The following is a 20,973-nucleotide window of genomic DNA, read 5'->3' as shown; positions in this document are numbered from 1 at the left end:
AGGGCGCCTTTTTATTATCCGTGCATCAACCCTGCCAGCCCCTGGTACCCGAGATAGAGCCCGACCATACCGATAAGCAGGCTGGAGCAATACGGGGCCTTGCGGGCAAATTCACCAAAGCCGGCAAAACGTTTGGAGGCGTGGCGCACCCCAAGGGCCGCTAGGGCGCCAGAGGCCACCAGCGTTAATGCCAGGCCAACGCTGAAACTCAGCACCAAGGTCGCGCCCAGTGCCACCTTCTTCAGTTGCAGGCACAGCAGCAACACCGTGATCGAGGCCGGGCAGGGAATAAGGCCGCCGGTCAGGCCAAACAGCACTATCTGCCCGGTGGTGACCTCCCGGTTACTAAAACGGCGGCGAATGTCTTCGCCGTGGGCCCGCTCGTGGGCGTCTTGATATTCACCGTCGCCAAGGATCAGCGCCGCGCCATGAGGGTGGGCATGGCTGTGGCTGTGGCTGTGGTCATGGTCATGGTCATGGTCATGGTCATGGTCATGGTCATGATGATGATGGTGGTGCGGGCGCCAGGTACGCCAGAACATCCACAACGCCACCACCACGATAATGCCCCCCGAGGCGAGCTGGAAGTAAGGCTCGGTCTGCTCGGCATTCCAGTGGCTGCCAAAATAAAGCCCGGTCATGGCCACCGCCCAAACCACCAGGGTATGGGAAACAGTAGCCGCCAGCCCCAGCAGTACCGCTTGGGTCAAGGTGCCCCGAATGGCCACGATAAAGGCCGCCATCATGGTCTTGGAGTGGCCTGGCTCCAGGCCGTGCAGGGCGCCCAGCAAAATGGCACTGGGAATAAACAGCCAGGCATTGCCTTGGGCCAACAAGGTAGAGAAGGTTTCCATCCGTTTTCCGATGCGCCTTATAATGTGGCCAAGATGATACTCCCCCCGAGTATAAAAATACTACCCCCCAGTATATGAGTGCGAGGTAAAAGCGATGCATACCGTCAAGGACAAAGCCAAGCTGCTGGCACGGGTAAAACGGATCCAGGGACAAGCCAGCGCGTTGGAAAAACTGCTGGCCCAAGAACAGGACTGCGCCGCCATCTTGCAGCAAATCGCCGCCATTCGCGGCGCCGTTAACGGCCTGATGGGCGCCGTAATCGAAGGCCACCTGGTGGACCATCTGGTGGAAGAAGAAAGTCTTAGCGCACGCCAGCAGGAAGCGGAGGCCATCCTGCAGGTGATTAGGTCCTACTTGAAGTGAGCCTTTATTTTCACCTCACCAGTCATGCTTATTAAGCCATTTTTGCCGCCCCGCCCTTCCCCGCGAAGGGCTTTTTAATAGCCCAGCATCATGCTGGTCGTCGCTATTGCGGCTTCAGGCCCACATCGGCCGCCTCCTCCACCTGTCCCATCGCTTTTTCCGGCGGCCCTAATCGGCCCGGTGTGCTGGGAGTTAAAGCCCTTATTTTTCAAGGCCATAAAAGTAACGTGCCGGCCAAAGACGCAGGCACCGTCTATAGTTACTTGCGTTTTGAAAGTATCGAGATCATAGTTACTTCACATTTGAAAGTTAAGTGATGCGCCATGCCCAAGGCCGGGGTATCACCCACCCGCTACCCATGTGAGGATTTGCCATGTCTACCCAACCTGTCATTGCCTTTGTTACCGGCGCCAACCGCGGCCTGGGCCTGGAATTTGTCAAAGCGCTGCAAGCGGCGGGCGCTGCCAAAATTTATGCGGCGGCGCGCGACCCGGCCAGCATCACCCTGCCAGGGGTCGTGCCGGTGAAGCTGGATGTCACCCGCCCAGAAGAGGTTACGAAAGCCGTCGCCCTTTGTGGCGACGTGACGCTTCTTATCAACAACGCCGGCATTGCCGACTTCAAAGGCTTTGTCGAAGAAGACAGCATCAGTGCCACCCAACGCATGATGGACACCAACTTCTACGGCATGATCCGGGTCAGCCAGGCCTTCTCGCCGGTGCTTAAAGCCAATGGCGGCGGCGCCATCCTCAACGTGCTGTCGGTGGCCAGTTGGCTGGGCTCGCCGCTGCTGGGGCCCTATGCCGCCACCAAGGCCGCCGCCTGGAGCTACACCAACAGCCTGCGCCTGCATCTGGCCGAGCAACAGACCCAGGTCAGCGCCCTGCATGTGGGTTTTATGGATACCGACATGGCCAAAGAGGTGCCCTATGAAAAGGTCAGCGCTGCCAGTGTTGCCCGCCAGGCCATTGCCGAGGTGGCAGCCGGTAAGACCGAGATTTTGGCTGACGATGTCACCCGCGCCGTCAAAGCCGGGCTGAGCCCCGAGCAGGCAGTGTATCTAACCGCCATGGAGCGCTGAGCGATGGCGGCGCCCTTTTCTGGGCGCCGCTGTTACAATGCCTCGAAGACAAGTCCAAGGGGCCCTAGATGCAACGCAAAAAACTCGACGGTACACCCTGCCCTATTGCCCGCAGTCTCGAACGTGTGGGGGAATGGTGGAGCATCCTTATCCTGCGGGACGCCTTTTACGGCCTGACCCGTTTTGACGAATTTGAAAAAAGCCTCGGCATTGCCCCCAACATGCTGACCCGGCGCCTGGGCACCCTGGTGGAAGAAGGGCTGCTGGAAAAACGCCTCTACCAGCAAAAACCGCCCCGCTATGGCTACCACCTGACCCAGGCGGGCCTTGATTTTCGGCCGGTGCTGATGGCCTTTGCGGCCTGGGGCAACAAGCATTTCGCGCCTGAGGGTCATAGCGTCGACATCATCGATACCGACACTGGCCGCCCGGCTGAACCGATGATGGTAGATGCCCATACCCTCAAACCCCTGACCTCCGCTACCCACATGATGGCGCCGGGCCCGGCGGCAACGGCCGAGCAGCGCGAGCGCCTGGCCCGCTATGCCAAGTTACGGGCCGAGCGCCTCAACCCATAAAGCGGTAACCGATACCGGGCAGGGTCTCGATAAGGGCCGGCTGCTCGGCATCGTCCCCGAGTTTGCGCCTGAGGTTTGCCACCACAATGCGCAGGTAATGGTTGTCGTCCTTGTGGCTTGGCCCCCACACCGCCACCAGCAATTGCTGCTGGGTCAGTACCTGGCCGGGATGGCGCAAAAGTTCCACCAAAAAGGCAAATTCCTTCTTGGACAGCCGAATATCCCGGCCCTGGTGACGAAGGGTTTGGCTGGGGAGATCCAATTCCAGGTCACTGCTGGCAAAACGCAACTGCCCTCCCTGGGTCAGCCGCAGCTGCTGGCGCAGCAGCACCCGTACCCTTGCCATAAACTCCTGAATGCCAAAGGGTTTGGTCATGTAGTCGTTGGCACCGGCGTCCAGCAGCCGCACTTTTTCGGCTTCGTCTTCACGCACCGACAGCACCAGCACCGGCCAGTCATGGTCGCGGCGGATGGCACTCAGTACCTGGCTGCCGTCGCCGTCGGGCAGGCCAAGATCCAGCACCACCAGTTGCGGATGCTGCTGGCGACAAAGGGTCAGGGCCTCATGGACCGTGGCCGCTTCCAGCACCGCAAAGCCCTCGGCGGCCAGGCTCAACCGCAAAAAGCGGCGAATGGCCGCTTCGTCGTCAACGATAAGCACGGTGATCATCGGCTTTCCTCGGTATTTAAGGCCAAAGGCAGGGACAGGCGCATGCAGGTGCCGGTTTGGCTGGGCCCGGCAAAGGCCCAGATCTTGCCGCCGTGGGCTTCCACCATGGCCCGGGAGATGGCAAGCCCAAGGCCGGTACCGCGGCTGCCCCCGTCGCCCACCGGCTGGGTGTAAAACAGGTTGAAGATGCGGGTGCGGTCCGCTTCGTTGATGCCGGCGCCCTTGTCGATGATATCTACCAACAGATCCGGGGCCGCCACCATGGCGCGTATCTCGATGGGGCTGCCAGGGGGCGAGTAGCGGGCGGCGTTATCCAAAATATTGACCAGCACCTGCTCTATGAGCGCCGGGTGTACCCGAAGCCTGGGCAGGGCCGGGTCCAGGTGGGTTTGCAAGGGATGCTGGCTAAGAGCCGCCGCCAAACGCCCGGCGGCGCCGTCAATCAAGGCTGCCAAGGTCACCGGCTCGCGATTAAGGATAAAATCCGGCTGGCCCAGGCGGGTCATGTCCAACAGGTTTTGCACGTAGCCGTGCAGGCGCTGCGCTTCTTGCAAGATGGAAAATTGCAGCTCGGTCTTGTCAGCCGGGGCCAGGCGATCGTCGTAGTCCAGCAAGGTGGTGCTGGCCCCCATAATGCTGGCAAGGGGGGTTTTAAGGTCATGGGAGACCGACGACAACAAAGCGGCGCGCATCCGGTCGGTTTCAGCCTGAAATTCGCTTTGCTGCAAGCGGTTGTCCAGCTCTACCCTGGCCAGGGCCGCGCGGATATCCGCCAGCATGGCCTGGAGCTGGTGCTCGGCGCCGCTACCCAAAGCATTTGGCAGCTCAAGCGCCAAGGCCTGGCCCTCCCCCAGGGGCTGATACTGCATGGCGGCGGCGTTGAGGGTCTGGGTAAAGTGGCCCGCCACCTGCTGGTGGGCCAGGCACCATTGCAGCGCCGCCTGATCGGTCATGCCAAGGCCGCGCTGCTGCAACACCTCTTCGCTACCCACGCAAAACACCTTGAGCGCCAGGGCGTCGGCTACGGCCGAGGCGCCAAGGCCCAGCACCTCGTCCTTGCTGTGGGCCGATGCCAGGGCCTGGCTAAGGCCCAGCAGCGCCGTGCCGATGCGGTGGGATTCGCGAAGCCCCACCAGTTGCTGGCGCTGCTTGGCGGCCAGCCGGCCGGCGGCCATGCCCACCACCAGCAACGCCAGCAAGGTCAACAGATCGCTGTTGCTGGCCACCGCCAGGGTGTAATAGGGCTCGGTGAAAAAGAAGTTGAACGCCACAAAGCCCAGCAGCGCCGCCAAGGTGGCCGGCACCACGCTGGTGGAAAGGGCGGTGGCCAGCACCCCCAGCACAAACAGCAGCGCCATGGCCGATGCCGGCAGCCAAGGCGCCGCCGCCAGGGCGATCAGGGTTGCCAGGGTCATGATGCCACCCCCAAGGACCAGTTGCCCCCAGCGCCCCGGCGCCGGCGCGCGCAAGGGAGAGGGGCTGGGCTTTGCAGCCTGAGTGTCAACCAAGGTCAGCTCCAACTGGCTGGCCTTGGCCAACAGGTAACGAAGCAGTGAGCGGCGCCACCAGCGCGGCTTGGGCTTGCCCAGCAGCAGCTGCGAGACATGCTGGCTGCGGGCGGTATCCACCAGGGTTGCCCCCACCCAGGGGCTGGCGAGGGTCAAAACCCGGGCGCCGAGCTGCGAGGCCAGCGCCAGGGCATCGGCGAGGGCCGCTGAAGGCGTGCCTCTGGTTTGCACATGCAGCACCAGCCAGGGCAACTGGCGGCGCTGGGCAATGCGATGGCCATAGCGCACCAGGGCACTGGCAGCGCCGTTGTCGGCCAGGCACACCATCAGCTTGCCACGCAAAGAGGCCTGTTCGCGGCCCTGGGCCTGCCATTGCAGCTGCATGTGGCCTTCCACATGACTGGCCGCCGCCTGCATGGCCAGCTCCCTGAGGGCGGTGAGGTTGGGCAGGGAGAAAAAGGCCTGCAAGGCAGCCCGCGCCTGGGCTTCCATGTAGACCTTGCCCTCTTTAAGGCGCGCCAGCAGCTCCCTGGGGGGCAGGTCAATCAGCACCAGGCTGTCGGCCCCCAGCAGCACCTTGTCGGGGAGGGTTTCCTTGACCCTGACCCCGGTCAGCTGCCAGACCACATCGTTGAGGCTTTCCAGGTGCTGCACGTTGAGGGTGCTGTAGACATCGATGCCGGCCGCCAGCAGCTCTTCTACGTCTTGGTAGCGCTTTTGATGGCGGCTGCCGGGGGCGTTGCTGTGGGCCAGCTCGTCCACTACCGCCAGTTGCGGGCGGCGGGCCAACAGGCCGTCGAGATCCATTTCGTCAAGGGTTTGGCCACGGTGGGCCAAGGGCCGGCGCGGCGCTACCGCCAGGCCCGCCAGCAGCTCTTGGGTGTCTTGGCGGCCATGGGTTTCCACTACTCCTACCACCACATCCAGCCCCTGGGCGATGAGCGCCGGCAGAGCCTGGAGCATGGCGTAGGTCTTACCCACGCCAGGGGCCGCGCCTAAAAATATCTTCAGCTTGCCCCGCGGCGAGTCTTGTTCCAGCTCGGCCAGCAGGGCGTCGGCGCGGACATCATCGCGCATAGGGTTCCTTATCCAGGGCCAAGTTCAACAGCAGCACATTAACCACTTGCGGGCCAAGAATACCAGCTTGGCGCCGGCTAAGAACCAGGCTTTGCACCTTGGCAGCCGGTAGCCCCCTGGCCGCCGCTACCCTCGGCACCTGCTCCAGGGCCGCCGCCAGGGGCAGATCTGGGTCTACCCCTGAAGCGCTTTTGGTGAGCATGGCCGGGTGGCTGTAGGGCTGAGCCTCGGCAAAGGCGCGGCGCGCGGCGCTACCTTGGGGAAGGTTAGTGGCGCCAGAGCCGGCGCCGTCATAACCGGTGGCAGAGGGCCGGCTGTGAAAATAGCCAGCGCCGGTAAAACCCTGGCCGATAAGGGCCGAGCCGATAAGGCGCCCGGCGCCGTCGTGAATAAGGCTGCCGTTGGCCTGGGCCGGGAACAGCCACTGGCCAAGGCCAGTGACCAGCATGGGGTAGCCAAGGCCCAGCAGCAGGGTGAGCACCAGCAGGGTACGGATAGCATTCATCAGGGGCTCCTTACACTAGGCCCAGGGCCGAAATAGCCAAATCAATCAATTTGATACCAACAAAAGGCACCACCAGCCCCCCTACCCCGTACAGCAGCAGATTGCGGCGCAGCAAGGCACTGGCGCTGCCCTTGAGGCTGACCCCTTTAAGGGCCAGCGGCACCAGGGCGATGATAATGAGCGCGTTAAAGATGATGGCCGAGAGGATGGCACTTTGCGGGCTCGCCAGGTGCATCAGGTTCAGCACCCCCAGTTGGGGATAGGCCGCCACAAAGAGCGCTGGCAAGATGGCAAAATACTTGGCCAAGTCGTTGGCAATAGAGAAGGTGGTCAAGGCGCCACGGGTTACCAAGAGCTGCTTGCCCACCTGTACCACGTCCAGCAGCTTGGTGGGGTTAGAGTCCAGGTCCACCAGGTTGCCGGCTTCTTTTGCCGCCTGGGTGCCCTCGTTCATGGCCAGCCCCACATCGGCCTGGGCCAGGGCCGGGGCGTCGTTGGCACCGTCGCCGCACATGGCCACCAGCCGGCCGTCTTGTTGCTCCTGGCGGATATAGGCCAGTTTTTTCTCGGGAGTGGCCTCGGCGACAAAATCGTCCACCCCCGCTTCGGCGGCGATGGCGGCGGCGGTAAGGGGGTTGTCACCGGTGATCATCACGGTGCGGATCCCAAGGGCGCGCAGCGCCTGAAAGCGCGCCTTGATGCCGGGCTTGATGATGTCTTTAAGGTGCACCGCCCCCAGCAGGCTTTGGCCCTGGCACACCAGCAGCGGCGTGCCGCCCTGGCGGGCGATGGCGTCCACCGCCTGCATCAAGGGCTCAGGGGCCTCGCCTGCGGCAAGACCCAAATGGCGCAGCACCGCGTCCACCGCGCCCTTGCGATAGCGCTGCCCGCCCCGGTCAAGGCCACTGAGGCGGCTTTGCGCCGAAAAGGCCACCACCTCGTCCCCAGGCGCTTCCTCACACCCGGGCAAGGCCGCCAGCACCAGGATGGATTTGCCCTCGGGAGTGTTGTCCCCCAAAGAGGCCAGGGCCGCTGCCTCGGCCAGCCGGGCTTTGTCGACACCCGGCGCCGGGATAAAGGCATCGGCCATGCGGTTGCCAAAGGTGATGGTGCCGGTTTTATCCAGCAGCAGGGTGCGCACATCGCCAGCCGCCTCCACGGCGCGGCCGGATTTGGCAATCACGTTCAACTTGACCAGCCGGTCCATGCCGGCAATGCCGATGGCCGACAACAAGCCGCCGATGGTGGTGGGGATCAGGGTGATAAAAAGGGCGATAAGGTAAAGCCTTGGCACCTGGCTGCCGTTGTAACCCAGGAACCAGGGCAAGGTGGCCACCACCAGCAGGAAGATAAGGGTCAGCCCCACCAGCAAGGTATCAAGGGCCTGCTCGTTAGGGGTTTTCTGGCGCTTGGCCCCTTCCACTAGGGCAATCATTCTGTCCAGGGTGCCCTGCCCCGGCTCGGCGCTCACCTCGACATAAATGCGGTCAGACACCACCAGGGTATTACCGGTTACGCCGCTGCGGTCGGTGCCGGACTCGCGGATCACCGGCGCCGACTCGCCGGTAATGGCCGCCTCGTTCACCGAGGCAATACCGGCCACCACTTCGCCGTCCGCCGGGATGGTTTCTCCCGCTTTTACCAGCACAATATCGCCCCGGCGCAGGCTGGGAGCCGCAACCCACTGGCCCTCAGTGTCGTCAAGGCCGGTCACCTTACGGGCCTGCAACTGGCTAAGATTGGCTTTGAGGCTGTCGGCCCTGGCCTTGCCCCGGCCTTCGGCCAGGGTTTCGGCGACGTTGGCAAACCACAAGGTCAACCACAGCCAGCCGGTGAGCTGCCAGGCAAGAAGTGGGGCAACACCGGAGATGGCCGCCCCCAGCAGCGCTTCGAGGCTGGCAAGCACCGCCGCCACCCACAGGCAAAAGAGGATAGGTTTGTTGACCAGCGCCTTGGGGTGAAAACGGCGCAGCGCTTCGCTTGCGGCGCGAGCCGCCATAACGGAATCGAACATCAGAAGGCTCCCACAGTCAGGGCATCGGCAACAGGGCCCAAAGCCAGGGCCGGCAAGAAGGCCAGGCCGCCAATCATCAGGATGGTGATCACCAGCAAGGTGATGAACAGGGCGCCCTTGATGGGAAAATCGCCCTGGCCGGTTTCTACCTTGGCCGCGCCGGCCAGGGAGCCGGCTACCGCCATAACCGGCAAGATGATGCCAAAGCGCCCCAACACCATGGCCAATGCCAGCAGCAGGCACTGGGTGTTGTCGCTGGCGCCAAAGCCGGCAAAGGCCGAGCCGTTGTTGCCGGTAGCCGAGGCATAGGCATAAAGCAGGCGGCTAAGGCCATGAGGCCCCTCGCTGCCGATAACGGCCTCATGGCCCGGCAGCAGCAGGGTCAGGCCGCCCAGCACCAGCACCCCAAGGGGCATCACCAGCATGCTGGCCACCACCCATTTCATCTGCCCGGCGCCCAGCCGTTTACCGAGGTACACCGGGGTTTTGCCTACCATCAGGCCGCACAGGAACACGGTCAGCAGCACAAACAGCAACATGCCGTAAATGCCAGCGCCAACGCCGCCGAAGATAACTTCCCCCAGCAGCATGTTCACCAGGGCGACCAGGCCGGAAAGGGGGGCAAAGCTGTCGTGCATGGCGTTGACCGAGCCATTGGATGCGGCGCTGGTGGCCACCTCCCAGAGGGTGGAGAGGGTCAGGCCAAAGCGGCTTTCCTTGCCTTCCCAGTTGCCAGGCTCGGTGGTTAACCCAGCAAGGGTTGGGTCGGGCAGGCTCTCTTGCCACAGTGCCACCGCCAGGCCAATTAGCAGCAGTACCAGCATGGCCGCCAGTATGGCGCGGCCATGACCGCTGTCTTTGATGTAGCGGCCAAAGGCAAACACCATGGCCGCTGGCAGCAGCAGCAAAGCCACCATCTCCAACCAGTTGGAAAGTGCCGTTGGGTTTTCAAAGGGATAGGCGGAGTTGGCCCCGAAAAAGCCGCCGCCATTGGTGCCCAGCTGCTTGATGGCTTCTTGAGAGGCCACCGGCCCCAGAGCCAGGGTCTGCTGGGCGCCTTCAAGGGTATGGGCCACCGGGTAGGGGTTGAAGGTCTGGGGCACCCCTTGCCAGATAAGCAGCAGCGCCATCACCAGCGCCATGGGCAGCAGCAGGTAGAGCGCGATGCGCAGCAAATCCTGCCAGAAGTTGCCCAGTTGGCGGCCCTGGCGCTGGCTGATGCCCCGAAACAGCGCCGCCGCCACGGCAATACCGGTGGCGGCAGAGGCAAAGTTTTGTACCGTTAGCCCCAGCATCTGGCTGAAATAAGAAAGCTGCAGCTCACCGCTGTAGGCTTGCCAGTTGGTGTTGGAGACAAAGCTGACGGCGGTATTGAGAGCCAGTTGCCAGGGCAAACCCGGCAGATGCTGGGGGTTTAGGGGCAAAAAGCCCTGGGCCATCAACACCAGCATCAACAGCGCCATGCCGGCGAGGTTAAAGGCCAGCAGGCTGCCAAGATAGCGCTGCCAATTCTGGCCTTGGCTATCGTTGGTGCAAAGCCTTAACAGGCTTTTATCCAGGGCATGGCCCGGCCCTTCCAGCACGCGGTGAATGTAGCGGCCAAGCCAGGGCGCCGGCAGCAATACCAGCAAGATAAACAGCAAGGGGTAAAACCATTGTTGCCACATGTCGCCTCCTAGTGCTCGCTGCGAACCAGGGCAAAGCCCAGGTAACAGAGCAAGGCGACAACAACGAAAAGATACAACCAGTTCATGAGGGTTCTCTCGGTTCAATGGACCAAGAAAGCCTAAGAACAAGGGCCGTTAAGGGGCTATAAAGGCTGGGGCCGGGGCCGTAAAGAAGCCGTAAAAAAGGCGCCTTGCGGCGCCTTTGGCTGGGTTAGCGGTGCTCGTTAAACTCTTGGGTGACATCCGCAGCCCTTGGCTGCTTGCTGATGTCTTCGGCCTTAAGGGGCTTGATGGGGGCCTTTTTCAGCTCGGCTTCGAGGTAGCTGATGGCCTTGTCGAGCTGGGCATCCTTACCCTCGAAGGTGGCGTGGGGCAGGTTGTCTACCGCGATATCGGGAGAGACCCCCTGGCCTTCCACTATCCAGTGGCCGTCCAGCTCAAACTGCGGGAACTCGGCCACCCTCGCCATGCCGCCATCAGCCAGGCTGTTGCGGCCAGTCAGCCATACCCCTGCCCCGGCGGTGCGCATGCCTATCAGCGGCGCCAGGCCCAAGGCCTTGATGCCGGCGCTGAAAGTCTCGCCGTCCGAATAGGTGATTTGGTCGGTCAGCACCACCAGATGGCCCCTGAAGGCCTGCTGCATGTTGGTGTTGGCATCGCCGTGCTTGGGCTGCCAGAACATCCAGGCCCGTTGCAGCAGCTTGTTGATCACCCAGGAATCGATGTTGCCGCCGCGGTTGCGGCGCACGTCGATGATGAGCCCGTCTTTGCCATAGTTGGCAAAGAACTCCCGGGCAAAGCTCTCGATATCGCCAGTGCCCATGGCATAGAGATGCAGGTAGCCAATCTTGCCGCCGCTGGCCTTGGCCACGGCGCTGCGGTTGTGCTCAACCCAGTTTTGGTAGCGAAGCTGGCTGTTGGCCTGCAAGTCCACCGGGTAGACGATGGTGTCATGGCTGGCGCTACCCCGGTTGAGGGTCAACAACACCTGCTTGCCGGCCTGGTTGCGCAGCAGCAGGCTGACATCACTCAAGGTGTTTACCTTACGGCCATTGATGGCCTTGATGATGTCGCCATCGCGGGCATCTACGCCGGGGCGCGCCAGAGGGCTGGCCTGCTCGGGTAGCTCGGGGTCGGTCTCAAGAATGTGGCTGATACGCACCCCGGCATCGCTTTGCAGCAGCTCGGCACCGAGGCTGGCGGCGCTGGCGGCATCGGGGTTTTGCGGGAAGTCCCCGCCCCTGACCTGGGAGTGCAAGGCGCTGAGCTGGCCGGTCATCTGGCCCAAAAGGTCGGCCAGTTCCTGACGGTCGGAGACCCTGGCCACCAGCGGCTCGAAGCGGGCCTTGATGGCGTTCCAGTCCTGGCCGCGAAGGGCCGGATCAAAGAACGAATCACGGTGCATCAGCCAGGCGTCACGGAACATCTGCAGCCACTCGTCGCCGGGGTTGATGGCGAGCTGCCACTGCTCGCCCTGCACCCGCTGGTTGGCAAGATCGCTTGGCATCTTGGCACCGGCCAGCACGATAAACATCTGTTCTGGCTGGCTTTGCTTGCGCACAAAAAGCTGCTTGCCGTCATCCGACAGCCCGTACTGCGCTACGTCACCGGCGAAGGTTTCCAGCTTCGGCGACAATCGGTCAAAGGCCAGGGTTTTGAGACTGGCGGCGCCCTGCCCGGCCGGATTGTCTTCTACATAGAGGCGGTCTTGGCTGACGCTAAGACCGCTGTAGTTACCGGCTGCTACCGGCACCTGCCACAGGCGAGCAGCGATAGAACCCCACTCGATGCTGGCTTTGCCGTCATCGGCCTTCTCGGCGTCGGCCAGCAGCTCGCTTGGCTTTTGGAAGGGGAACACCGCTTTAGGGTCCAGGGCCAGGGCAAAGATGTCGGTGCGTTTGTCGAACATCGGCCCCATGTTGCGGTCGCCCCAGGGCGAACCGGGAGTGGCGTTAAAGCTGCGGTTAGAGAGGAAATACAGCCACTTGCCGTCGGGGCTGAAGGCCGGCGAGAAGGACTCGTATTTGCTGCTGGTCAAAAACTGCTGCTTGGCGGTGGCGGTGTCAAACAGCAAGACCTGGCTGCGCTCATGGCCAACCAGGGCGGCGCCAATGGCCAGGTAGCGGCTATCGGCCGACCAGGCAAGGTCGCCAAAGGGGCCAAGGCCGGGGCCATTACCCAAAATCTTGTTGTTACTGCCACTTTTAAGGTCAAGCAAGTAGAGGTTGCCGTCGTTGTCGTCGTTGGCCAAGTAGCGGCCATCGGGCGAGAGGCTCAGGCTCCAGCGCAGGCTGTGGCCGCCCTGGGTAAGCTGCTTGGCATCGTTGCTGCCGTCGGCGGCAAAGCGCCAGATCTCCTGCTCGCCGCTGGCATCACAAATGGCATAGACCCATTTGCCGTCTTTGCTCAAAAGCGCGCTGCGCACCCGACTTTGGGCCGGCACGGCGATATCCACCAGCCTAGAGCCATCGGTGCCGGCAATGGCTACCCGGCCGCGGGCGGTCAGCACCACCTTGTTGCCCTTGGCATTAAGCTCGGCGTCGGTGGCGTATTTGAGCGGCTCTTTAAGCCAGCGGGGCTGGCGATAGGGCTCGTCGGTATTGAGGGTGATATCGAGCTTTTGCGCCTCGCCCTTGGCGATATCCAGCAGCATCACATCGGCGCCCAGTTGGAAGACGATGCGGCCCTCTGACAGCCGCGCGCCCTTGACCGGCCAGTCGTGGTAGTGGGTCAACTGGCGAGTGTCGCTGCCATCGGTGGCCATGGACCACAGGTTGGGGTTGCCGTCTTTGTCAGATACGTAGTACAAGCGGCCCTGATAATACATGGGATCGCGCTCAGAGCCGGCGTCTTTGGCGCTCAGCAGCTGGGCCTCGTCGTTGCTGCCCAGTTTGAAACGCCACAGCTCGCCCTTGGCGCCGCCCCGGTAAACCTTGGCGTGGTCACCGGTAACCTGCAGGCCGAAGCGGGCAAAATAGAGGTACTGGCCTTGCTCGTCCAGGCTGCCCTGGATGGCATTGGCCAGCGGCAGCGCCGTAACCTTAAGGCTGGCAGGGTCCACTTCCTTAAGTACCCAAGTGCTGGAAGGGCCAAAGGCGTTGTCGGTGGCGTAGAGCAGCTTGCCGTCTGCTGTCCAGCCTTGCAGCCGCACATGGCTTTGCTCGAAGGTCACCCGTTTGGGCAGGCCGCCGGCAACCGGCATAACATAGGCCTCGGGCGCTCCTTCATAATTGGCCACGAAGGCCAGGGTCTTGCCGTCTTGGGACAAAACCGCGCCGGACTCCTCAGCCGGTTTGCTGGTCAGGCGGTGGGCACTACCCTTGCCCAGTTCATCCACCCAGATATCCCCTTCAGACGTGAAAACCAGGGTGTCGCCACGTAAATCGGGCTGGCGGTAGTAACCGCTGTGGCCGCTGTTGGCCAGTGCCTGGCCGCTCATACCCAGAGCAGCCAGACAGCAAAGAAAGCTGTAACGAAATTTCATAGCGCGTTCTCTTATTTTTAGGATGGGGTGCCGCGTCAAGGCAGCTCAGTTCAAGCTACTCCCCCTGATACTCAGATAAAACCGCCACCGAGCTAAAGTGCGGGTGATCCCCGGCGGGTGACCTGTCTCTGTACTTCAGCAAATAATGTTAAGGCTTTGTTGACCTTCACGTAAAAAGGCATCACTGTAAATAAACGAGCAGTCATGCCTACCAGGTTTGCCATGATCAAACACCAAAAAGCCAAGCTCAGCAGACGTTTGATGCTGTCTACCTTGAGCTTGAGCTTCCTGATGATGGTGATGCTGATCCCGGTTCAGTATTTCATGGACAAGAAAGAGGCCGAGAACGGTGTTGCAGCAACCAGCACCCAGATTGTCCAAGGCTACCTGCCGACATTGGCGGCTGCTATTTGGAACTTCGACCCTGACCGTACCCGCCTTAATCTGCAAAACCTCATCCAGCAACCTTTTGCCGCCTACGCTGCCGTTAATGGTGACATCGCTTTGACCGTGGGGGTAAAGCCGGTCAACAGCATCGATTTTCAATATCCCATAGTGGCGGATAACGGCAGTAATCTGGGTCAGCTGTCGGTGAGTTTCGACAAGGATGCCATCAGCCAATATGCCTGGAACAAGGTACGCAGCGCCTTTTGGACCTTGAGCATCTACACCCTGCTCCTCGCCGGCTTGCTACTGTGGCTGGTGCAAAAGGTGGTCACCCGCCGGCTGCTGCGTCTTTCCCAGTTTGCTCAGGGGCTACGTCTGGATAACCTGGAAACCACTCCCACTATTTACTTCAAGCACAGCCAGGACGAGTTGGACCATCTCACCAAAAACCTGCTGGACATGCGAAACCAACTGGCCGCCGACCGCAACGAACTAAAACGCTTTGAGACCGAACTGGCCCGGCGCGCCAGTGAAGACCAGCTGACCGGCCTGCCCAACCGCTTCAGCTTTTTAGAAGCCCTGTACCGGCAGTTGGAAACCGACGCCCAGTTTTCGCTGATGTTTTTGGATTTAGATGGCTTTAAAAAGGTGAATGACGGCCTTGGCCACAGCATCGGTGATGAGCTGTTAAAGAAAACGGCTCAGCGCCTCAAAGAGCTGGGAGGCGAGTGCAGCTTTTTGGCCCGCTACGGCGGCGACGAGTTCGTGATACTGGTCAACCAGGCTTGTGAAGAAAGCATCAAGGCCATTGCCGATCGCCTCACCGAAGGCTTTTCCAGGCCTTTTCACGTGGCCGGTAATGTCTTGTACCTGTCGGTGAGTATCGGCATTGCCCGTCATCCTGAAGATGCTGACAACGGTGAAGAGCTTATTCAGCGGGCAGACGTGGCCATGTACCAAGCCAAAAATCTGGGGCGCTCCCGTTATCTGTTTTTCGATCAGTGCATCTACGACAACATGCGCCTGAAGCTCAGCATGGAAGAGCAGCTCAGAAAAAGCCTAGAGCAAAAGGACTTTACCCTGGTCTACCAACCTATCTACAACACCCATAGCGGTAAGATAGTGTCGGCCGAGGCCCTGCTGCGCTGGCCTTACGGTAGCCCCGACGTGTTTATCCCGCTGGCCGAAGAAACCGGGCTTATCCTGCCGCTGGGACTTTGGGTGCTGGAAGAGGCCCTGGCCCAGGCCAAGCGCTGGCAGGACGCCGGTACGCCGCTGGTGGTCTCGGTTAATGTCTCCCACAGCCAGCTGCATCAACCAAGCTTTGCCGACAAGGTGTGCGAGCGCCTGCAAAAGTGCGGCCTGGAACCGTCCATCTTGCAGCTTGAGATCACCGAAACCGCGCTGATGGAAGACTGGCAAGTCAGCATCGCCAATATCCAGAAACTGCGGGACATGGGGGTGCGCATCGCGCTTGACGATTTTGGCACCGGTTATTCGTCGCTGTCGCATCTGCAGCAGCTGCCGCTTGATTGCCTGAAAATAGACAAGAGCTTTATGGCGCGGATCCACGAGTCGCCTCGCGACATGGCCCTGGTCCAAGCTTTGGTGGAACTGGCCAAGGCCTTGTCATTGAAGGTGGTGGCGGAAGGGATTGAGTATGAAGAGCAGATGCTGCTGGCCAGGACCCTCGGTATTCATTACCTACAGGGGTTCTTCCTGGCCAAACCGCAGCCGGTAGCGCAGTTGGAGCTTAACCGGTCTTTTGCAGCGTTAAGTCACGGCGCATCCGCTTCAGCTCAAGGCGTGCATAACGGAACTCGATAAAATCCTGCACATTGGTGGTGAGCGCCAGCTTGAAGAAGTTGATGGCCGCTCCTACCTCACCCTTCTGCTGGTGCAGTTTGCCCAGGTAAAAGTAGGCTTCACAGAGACGCTCGGCCAGGGTGCGGTTGGAGTCGACGTTGTCTTTAAGGCCATCGATAAAGGCCGCTTCACTGATCTTGCCCTCATAGAGCGCCACCAGTTGGTTAGCCCACACATCGCCATGAAGCTTGGTGGCGTTATAGGCCAGCCGGGTTTTGGCCTCTGCCGGGTTGGTCGCTTCTTCGGCCAGATACAGCCACAGCACCCGGTACGGGTCGTTGGGCTGCAGGTTCAGGAAAGTTTCCAAATCCTGGGTAGCCAGCTCTGGCCGGTCGCCGTAATACAGGGCAATGCCGCGGTTAAGAAAGGCGTACTCGTGCTTTGGGTCCAAGTCGATGGCCGCATCCAGCGCTTCATAAGCTTGCTCGTACTCTTCGGCAGAAATGGCCTGGATACCGATAAAGTTGTAGGCATCGGCCATGTCCGGCTTGAGCTGGATGGCGCGGTTAAAATCGCGCCGGGCCAGGGCCTTGAGCCCCACCGAGTCGTACACCACGCCACGGCGGTATAACACCTGGGCACGCTGCTCGTTGTTCAGGTCGGCACGGCTCAGGATCTCTTCAAGACGGGCCAGCTCCACTTCGGACTGAAAAGAAGTGGCCAGGGGCTCGGCGAGGATAAGTTTGCTGTCTTGCTGGGAGGTCGAAGGCAAGGAGGCACAGCCTGCCAACATCAGTGGGATCAGGACGGCCAGTGTCTTTCGCATAATCCGTGTCTCTTCTCTGCAATGGCTACATCCTGCCAGAAGCCTAAACAAAAGGGGAGCCAAAGCTCCCCTTTTTCCAAAATAAGACCTAGGTCTTATTCGGTTTTGTTGGCATCAGCCTGGGCTTCGGCTTCCACTTCAGCAACAGGCTCGGCTACGTCGGCAGCAGGGGCCGGCTGAGCAACTTCAGCGGGGGCTTCGGCTTGCTCGGGCTTGGGCAGAGCTTCTTTGATGGACAGGCGTACGCGGCCCTGGCGGTCCACTTCCAGACACTTGACCTTCACTTCCTGGCCCACTTTCAAGTGGTCAGCCACGTTTTCGATACGCTCTTCGGCGATCTGGCTGATGTGCACCAGGCCTTCTTTACCGGGCAGAATGGCAACGAAAGCACCGAAATCAACGATCTTGGTGACTTTACCGTCGTAAACGCGGCCCACTTCCACTTCGGCGGTGAGATCTTCGATGCGGCGGATGGCGGCCTGAGCCTGCTCACCGCTGACGGCGGCGATTTTCACGGTGCCGTCGTCTTCGATCTCGATGGTGGTGCCGGTTTCTTCGGTCAGGGCACGAATGACGCTGCCGCCTTTACCGATCACATCACGGATCTTCTCGGGGTTGATCTTCATGGTGTGGATACGGGGCGCGTAGGCAGAGATGTCTTCGCGCGGGCCGTTGATGGCCTGGTCCATCACACCCAGGATGTGGATACGGGCATCGTGGGCCTGTTTCAGGGCCACTTGCATGATTTCCTTGGTGATACCTTCAATTTTGATGTCCATCTGCAGGGCGGTAACGCCCTCGCGGGAACCGGCCACCTTGAAGTCCATGTCGCCCAGATGATCTTCGTCACCCAGGATGTCGGACAGCACCACGAAGTTCTCTTCTTCTTTCACCAGGCCCATGGCGATACCGGCCACAGAGGACTTGATGGGTACGCCTGCGTCCATCAGCGCCAGGGAGGAGCCGCAGACAGAAGCCATGGAAGAAGAACCGTTGGATTCGGTGATCTCGGAGACCACACGTACGGTGTAGGGGAACTGCTCGGCAGAAGGCATCACGGCCAGTACGCCGCGCTTGGCCAGACGGCCGTGGCCGATTTCACGGCGCTTGGGGCTGCCCATCATACCGGTCTCACCTACGCAGTAGGGAGGGAAGTTGTAATGGAACAGGAAGTTGTCGGTGCGCTCGCCAGTCAGCTCGTCGAGGATCTGGGCGTCACGGGTGGTACCGAGGGTAGCAACCACCAAGGCCTGGGTTTCACCACGGGTAAAGATGGCGGAGCCGTGGGTGCGGGGCAGTACGCCGGTGGCCACATCCAGGGCGCGGATCATCTGCGGGTCGCGGCCATCGATACGGGGCTCGCCGGCCAGCACGCGGCCACGGACCAGGGTCTTCTCGACTTTGGAGAACAGATCGCCAGCTTCTTTGGTGTTCAGCTCGGCATCATCAGCCAGCAGGCTTTCCATCAGGGCAGACTTGATGGCGCCGATGGCAGCGTAACGCTCCATTTTGTCCTGGATGCGGTAGGCGTCGCCCAGTTTTTCCCAGACAGCGGCTTTGATTTTTTCTTTAAGCTCGGTGTTCTCGGCAGGAGCAGTCCACTCCCATTTGGGGGTGTTCACTTCGGCAGCCAGTTCGTTGATGGCGGTGATCACGGTCTGCAGCTGCTGGTGACCGAACATCACGGCGTCCAGCATCACTTCTTCAGCCAGCAGTTCGGCTTCGGATTCCACCATCAGTACCGCGCCTTCGGTACCGGCAACCACTAAGTCCAGCTTGGAGGAAGCCAGTTCGGCGGTAGTGGGGTTCAGCACCAGGTTGTCGTTGATGTAACCGACGCGGGCGGCGCCGATGGGGCCAGCGAACGGAATACCGGAGATGGCCAGGGCGGCGGAGGTGCCGATCATGGCAACCAGATCAGGGCTGACTTGCGGGTTGACGGAGACAACAGTCGCCACAACCTGGACTTCATTCTTGAAACCGTTGGGAAACAGGGGACGGATAGGACGGTCGATGAGGCGAGCAGTCAGGGTTTCACCTTCGCTGGGACGGCCTTCACGCTTGAAGAAACCGCCGGGGATCTTACCGGCAGCATAGGTACGCTCCTGGTAGTTCACGGTCAGCGGGAAGAAATCTTTGGATTGGTCGGCTTCTTTTTTACCGACAACGCTCACCAGAACTACGGTGTCGTCCATGCTGGCGATAACGGCAGCGGTGGCTTGGCGCGCCACGGCGCCGGTTTCCAGAGTGACGGTGTGCTGACCGTACTGGAAGGTCTTGATAATTGGTTTCACAGATTGTCCTTAGGATCAGCCGATCCTTGATTTTTTGGTCGCTTACTTTGCGCGCCAAGTATATAGCAGCTATTCGGCAAGAGGTAGCCACCCGGCTTTAGAACAAAAAAAAGGGGGCCGAAGCCCCCTTTTCCTTGCAAGGTCAAAGTCGAATTAACGACGCAGACCCAGCTTGCCGATCAGATCGGCATAACGCTGAACGTCTTTCTTCTTCAGGTAGTCCAGCAGTTTGCGGCGCTGGGAAACCATGCGCAGCAGACCACGACGGCTGTGGTGGTCTTTCTTGTGCTGGGAGAAGTGACCTTGCAGATGGTTGATCTGGGCAGTCAGCAGGGCAACTTGAACTTCCGGGGAACCGGTGTCGTTTTGGCCGCGGCTGTGTTCAGCAACGATTTGAGCTTTTGCTTCAACGCTTAGTGACATGATGTACTCCTGATTGATAAAAGCATGGCCGATCACTAATTCAGCCATGCACGAGGCTGCGCATTCTACCCCAAGGCCGGATGGCTGCCAAGGGTCAGTGCGCAACCACCATACGTTTGGGGGCAACCTTGCCGTCGTCGTCGATAATACCGACGCCGATAAAGGTGCCTTCTTCCACCAGCCGCACCAGCCCTTCGCTGGGCGCACCGGGTACCTGCACGGCTTGGCCTTGCTTGAGGTAATAGGCGCTGGCCTCTTTCACCTCAACCGCTGGCATGTCCTGCACGGCGCTGTCCATGGGCAACAAGAAGCTGTCGAGGTAGTCGCCGGGGCTTACCTCGTCGGCCCGGGCCTTTTCCAGCAGCGCTTCCAGGCGCTCCAGAGTTACTACCCGCTCCATGGGGTAGCCAGAGACCTTGGTACGACGCAGCATCACCACGTGGGCACCGCAGCCCAGCACTTCGCCGAGGTCGTCCACTATGGTGCGGATATAGGTGCCTTTGGAGCACTCCACATCCAGCTCCACTTCGTCGCCTTCAAAGCGCACCAAGGTTAGCTTGTAGACAGTGATGGGCCGCGCTTCGCGGGGCACTTCGATGCCTTCGCGGGCGTATTTGTACAAGGGTTTGCCCTGGTATTTAAGCGCCGAGTACATGCTGGGCACCTGCATGATGGGGCCGCGGAACTTGTCCAGGGCTTCCAAAAGGTCGCCCATCACCACATCAACGGGCCGCTCTGACACCACTTCACCGTCGGCATCGGAGGTATCGGTGCGCACCCCCAGCTTGGCGATGACCCGGTAGCCTTTGTCCGAGTCCAGCAAGAACTGCGAGAACTTGGTGGCTTCCCCAAAGCAAATTGGCAACATGCCGGTGGCCAGGGGGTCCAGAGCGCCGGTGTGGCCGGCCTTCTGGGCAAAGAAGATGCGTTTGACTTTCTGCAGGGCGTCATTGGAGCTCAGACCCTGGGGCTTGTCCAACAGCAGGATACCGTCCAGCGGACGGCCCTTGGACCGGCGCTTGCTCATTCCTTGTCCTCGTCCTCGCGGCCGCTTTGCACTTTCTTGGCTTCGTCTTGGGCAACAGCCTGACTAACGGCGTTGGAGATACGCATCCCCTCAATCAGGGAGGTGTCGTGCACGAATTTGAGCTCCGGCACGATACGCAGGCGCAAACGCCCCCCCACCAAACTGCGAATGTAGGGTTTGGCTTCTTGCAGACCTTTAAGGGTTTCCTTGACCTTCTCTTCGTCTTGTTCAAACAGGGTGATAAACACCTTGGCGTGAGAAAGGTCGCGGCTAACATCCACCCCGGACACGGTGACCATGCCGATACGGGGATCTTTGACTTCGCGCTGCAGAATCATCGCGATTTCCCGTTGCAGCTCCTGGCCTACCCGGCGGGTACGACTGACTTGACTTGCCATATGATTTGCC

16 protein-coding genes are annotated in these 20,973 nt (G+C 60.8%); 4 read left to right on the top strand and 12 right to left on the bottom strand.

Going from position 1 to position 20,973, the window contains the following annotated elements; translation table 11 throughout:
* Nucleotides 1-14: 14 nt before the first annotated feature.
* The gene (locus tag EDC28_RS11225; RefSeq protein ID WP_123421652.1) at nt 15-854 is read right to left on the bottom strand and encodes a nickel/cobalt efflux transporter; all 840 of its coding nucleotides are present in this window, start codon (nt 852-854) and stop codon (nt 15-17) included.
* A gap of 94 nt (nt 855-948) precedes the next feature.
* Here EDC28_RS11225 and EDC28_RS11220 point away from each other — a divergent pair, with 94 nt between their 5' ends.
* The 3 genes from EDC28_RS11220 to EDC28_RS11210 all read left to right on the top strand — a co-directional run bounded on the left by EDC28_RS11220 (nt 949) and on the right by EDC28_RS11210 (nt 2,877).
* Complete coding sequence (locus tag EDC28_RS11220) at nt 949-1,218, top strand: metal/formaldehyde-sensitive transcriptional repressor (RefSeq protein WP_123421651.1); 270 nt, start codon at nt 949-951, stop codon at nt 1,216-1,218.
* A gap of 373 nt (nt 1,219-1,591) precedes the next feature.
* Nucleotides 1,592-2,299 carry an SDR family oxidoreductase gene (locus EDC28_RS11215; protein ID WP_123421650.1) on the top strand — a complete coding sequence of 236 codons (708 nt, stop codon included), beginning with the start codon at nt 1,592-1,594 and terminating at the stop codon, nt 2,297-2,299.
* A gap of 68 nt (nt 2,300-2,367) precedes the next feature.
* On the top strand, nt 2,368-2,877 hold the full coding sequence (locus EDC28_RS11210) for a winged helix-turn-helix transcriptional regulator (RefSeq protein WP_050658505.1): 510 nt from the start codon (nt 2,368-2,370) through the stop codon (nt 2,875-2,877).
* On the opposite strand, the gene EDC28_RS11205 is transcribed toward EDC28_RS11210, so the two are convergent.
* The 6 genes from EDC28_RS11205 to EDC28_RS11180 all read right to left on the bottom strand — a co-directional run bounded on the left by EDC28_RS11205 (nt 2,867) and on the right by EDC28_RS11180 (nt 13,802).
* Nucleotides 2,867-3,547 (bottom strand): response regulator, encoded by a 681-nt coding sequence (locus EDC28_RS11205; protein WP_123421649.1) that lies wholly within the window; start codon nt 3,545-3,547, stop codon nt 2,867-2,869. The two genes, EDC28_RS11210 and EDC28_RS11205, sit on opposite strands and share 11 nt — an antisense overlap.
* Entirely contained in the window at nt 3,544-6,132 is a 2,589-nt protein-coding gene (locus EDC28_RS11200; protein ID WP_123421648.1) for a sensor histidine kinase, read from the bottom strand. The genes EDC28_RS11205 and EDC28_RS11200 overlap by 4 nt, the downstream gene beginning before the upstream one ends.
* Nucleotides 6,122-6,637: a potassium-transporting ATPase subunit C gene (locus tag EDC28_RS11195; protein ID WP_050658502.1), complete on the bottom strand. Its 516-nt coding sequence runs from the start codon at nt 6,635-6,637 to the stop codon at nt 6,122-6,124. The genes EDC28_RS11200 and EDC28_RS11195 overlap by 11 nt, the downstream gene beginning before the upstream one ends.
* 10 nt (nt 6,638-6,647) lie before the next feature.
* The gene (kdpB, locus tag EDC28_RS11190) at nt 6,648-8,651 is read right to left on the bottom strand and encodes a potassium-transporting ATPase subunit KdpB (protein ID WP_123421647.1); all 2,004 of its coding nucleotides are present in this window, start codon (nt 8,649-8,651) and stop codon (nt 6,648-6,650) included.
* Nucleotides 8,651-10,318 (bottom strand): potassium-transporting ATPase subunit KdpA, encoded by a 1,668-nt coding sequence (kdpA, locus tag EDC28_RS11185; RefSeq protein WP_123421646.1) that lies wholly within the window; start codon nt 10,316-10,318, stop codon nt 8,651-8,653. Before kdpA ends, kdpB begins: the two co-directional genes overlap by 1 nt.
* Nucleotides 10,319-10,529: 211 nt before the next feature.
* Nucleotides 10,530-13,802, bottom strand: a complete 3,273-nt coding sequence (locus EDC28_RS11180; protein ID WP_123421645.1) for a S41 family peptidase — start codon at nt 13,800-13,802, stop codon at nt 10,530-10,532.
* Nucleotides 13,803-14,006: 204 nt separating this feature from the next.
* Here EDC28_RS11180 and EDC28_RS11175 point away from each other — a divergent pair, with 204 nt between their 5' ends.
* On the top strand, nt 14,007-16,016 hold the full coding sequence (locus tag EDC28_RS11175; RefSeq protein ID WP_123421644.1) for a bifunctional diguanylate cyclase/phosphodiesterase: 2,010 nt from the start codon (nt 14,007-14,009) through the stop codon (nt 16,014-16,016).
* Here the strand turns inward: EDC28_RS11175 and nlpI are convergent.
* The 5 genes from nlpI to rbfA all read right to left on the bottom strand — a co-directional run bounded on the left by nlpI (nt 15,943) and on the right by rbfA (nt 20,963).
* On the bottom strand, nt 15,943-16,821 hold the full coding sequence (gene nlpI, locus EDC28_RS11170) for a lipoprotein NlpI (RefSeq protein ID WP_050658497.1): 879 nt from the start codon (nt 16,819-16,821) through the stop codon (nt 15,943-15,945). The genes EDC28_RS11175 and nlpI overlap by 74 nt on opposite strands.
* A gap of 95 nt (nt 16,822-16,916) precedes the next feature.
* Complete coding sequence (gene pnp / locus EDC28_RS11165) at nt 16,917-19,115, bottom strand: polyribonucleotide nucleotidyltransferase (protein WP_050658496.1); 2,199 nt, start codon at nt 19,113-19,115, stop codon at nt 16,917-16,919.
* A gap of 153 nt (nt 19,116-19,268) precedes the next feature.
* Nucleotides 19,269-19,538 (bottom strand): 30S ribosomal protein S15, encoded by a 270-nt coding sequence (gene rpsO / locus EDC28_RS11160; protein ID WP_050658528.1) that lies wholly within the window; start codon nt 19,536-19,538, stop codon nt 19,269-19,271.
* 94 nt (nt 19,539-19,632) lie between these two features.
* Complete coding sequence (gene truB, locus EDC28_RS11155; protein ID WP_050658495.1) at nt 19,633-20,565, bottom strand: tRNA pseudouridine(55) synthase TruB; 933 nt, start codon at nt 20,563-20,565, stop codon at nt 19,633-19,635.
* Nucleotides 20,562-20,963, bottom strand: a complete 402-nt coding sequence (rbfA, locus tag EDC28_RS11150) for a 30S ribosome-binding factor RbfA (protein WP_050658494.1) — start codon at nt 20,961-20,963, stop codon at nt 20,562-20,564. The genes truB and rbfA overlap by 4 nt, the downstream gene beginning before the upstream one ends.
* Nucleotides 20,964-20,973 lie beyond the last annotated feature (10 nt).

This window comes from Gallaecimonas pentaromativorans, from assembly GCF_003751625.1.
Lineage (GTDB): Bacteria > Pseudomonadota > Gammaproteobacteria > Enterobacterales > Gallaecimonadaceae > Gallaecimonas > Gallaecimonas pentaromativorans.
This window is presented reverse-complemented; position numbering and strand designations above follow the sequence as displayed.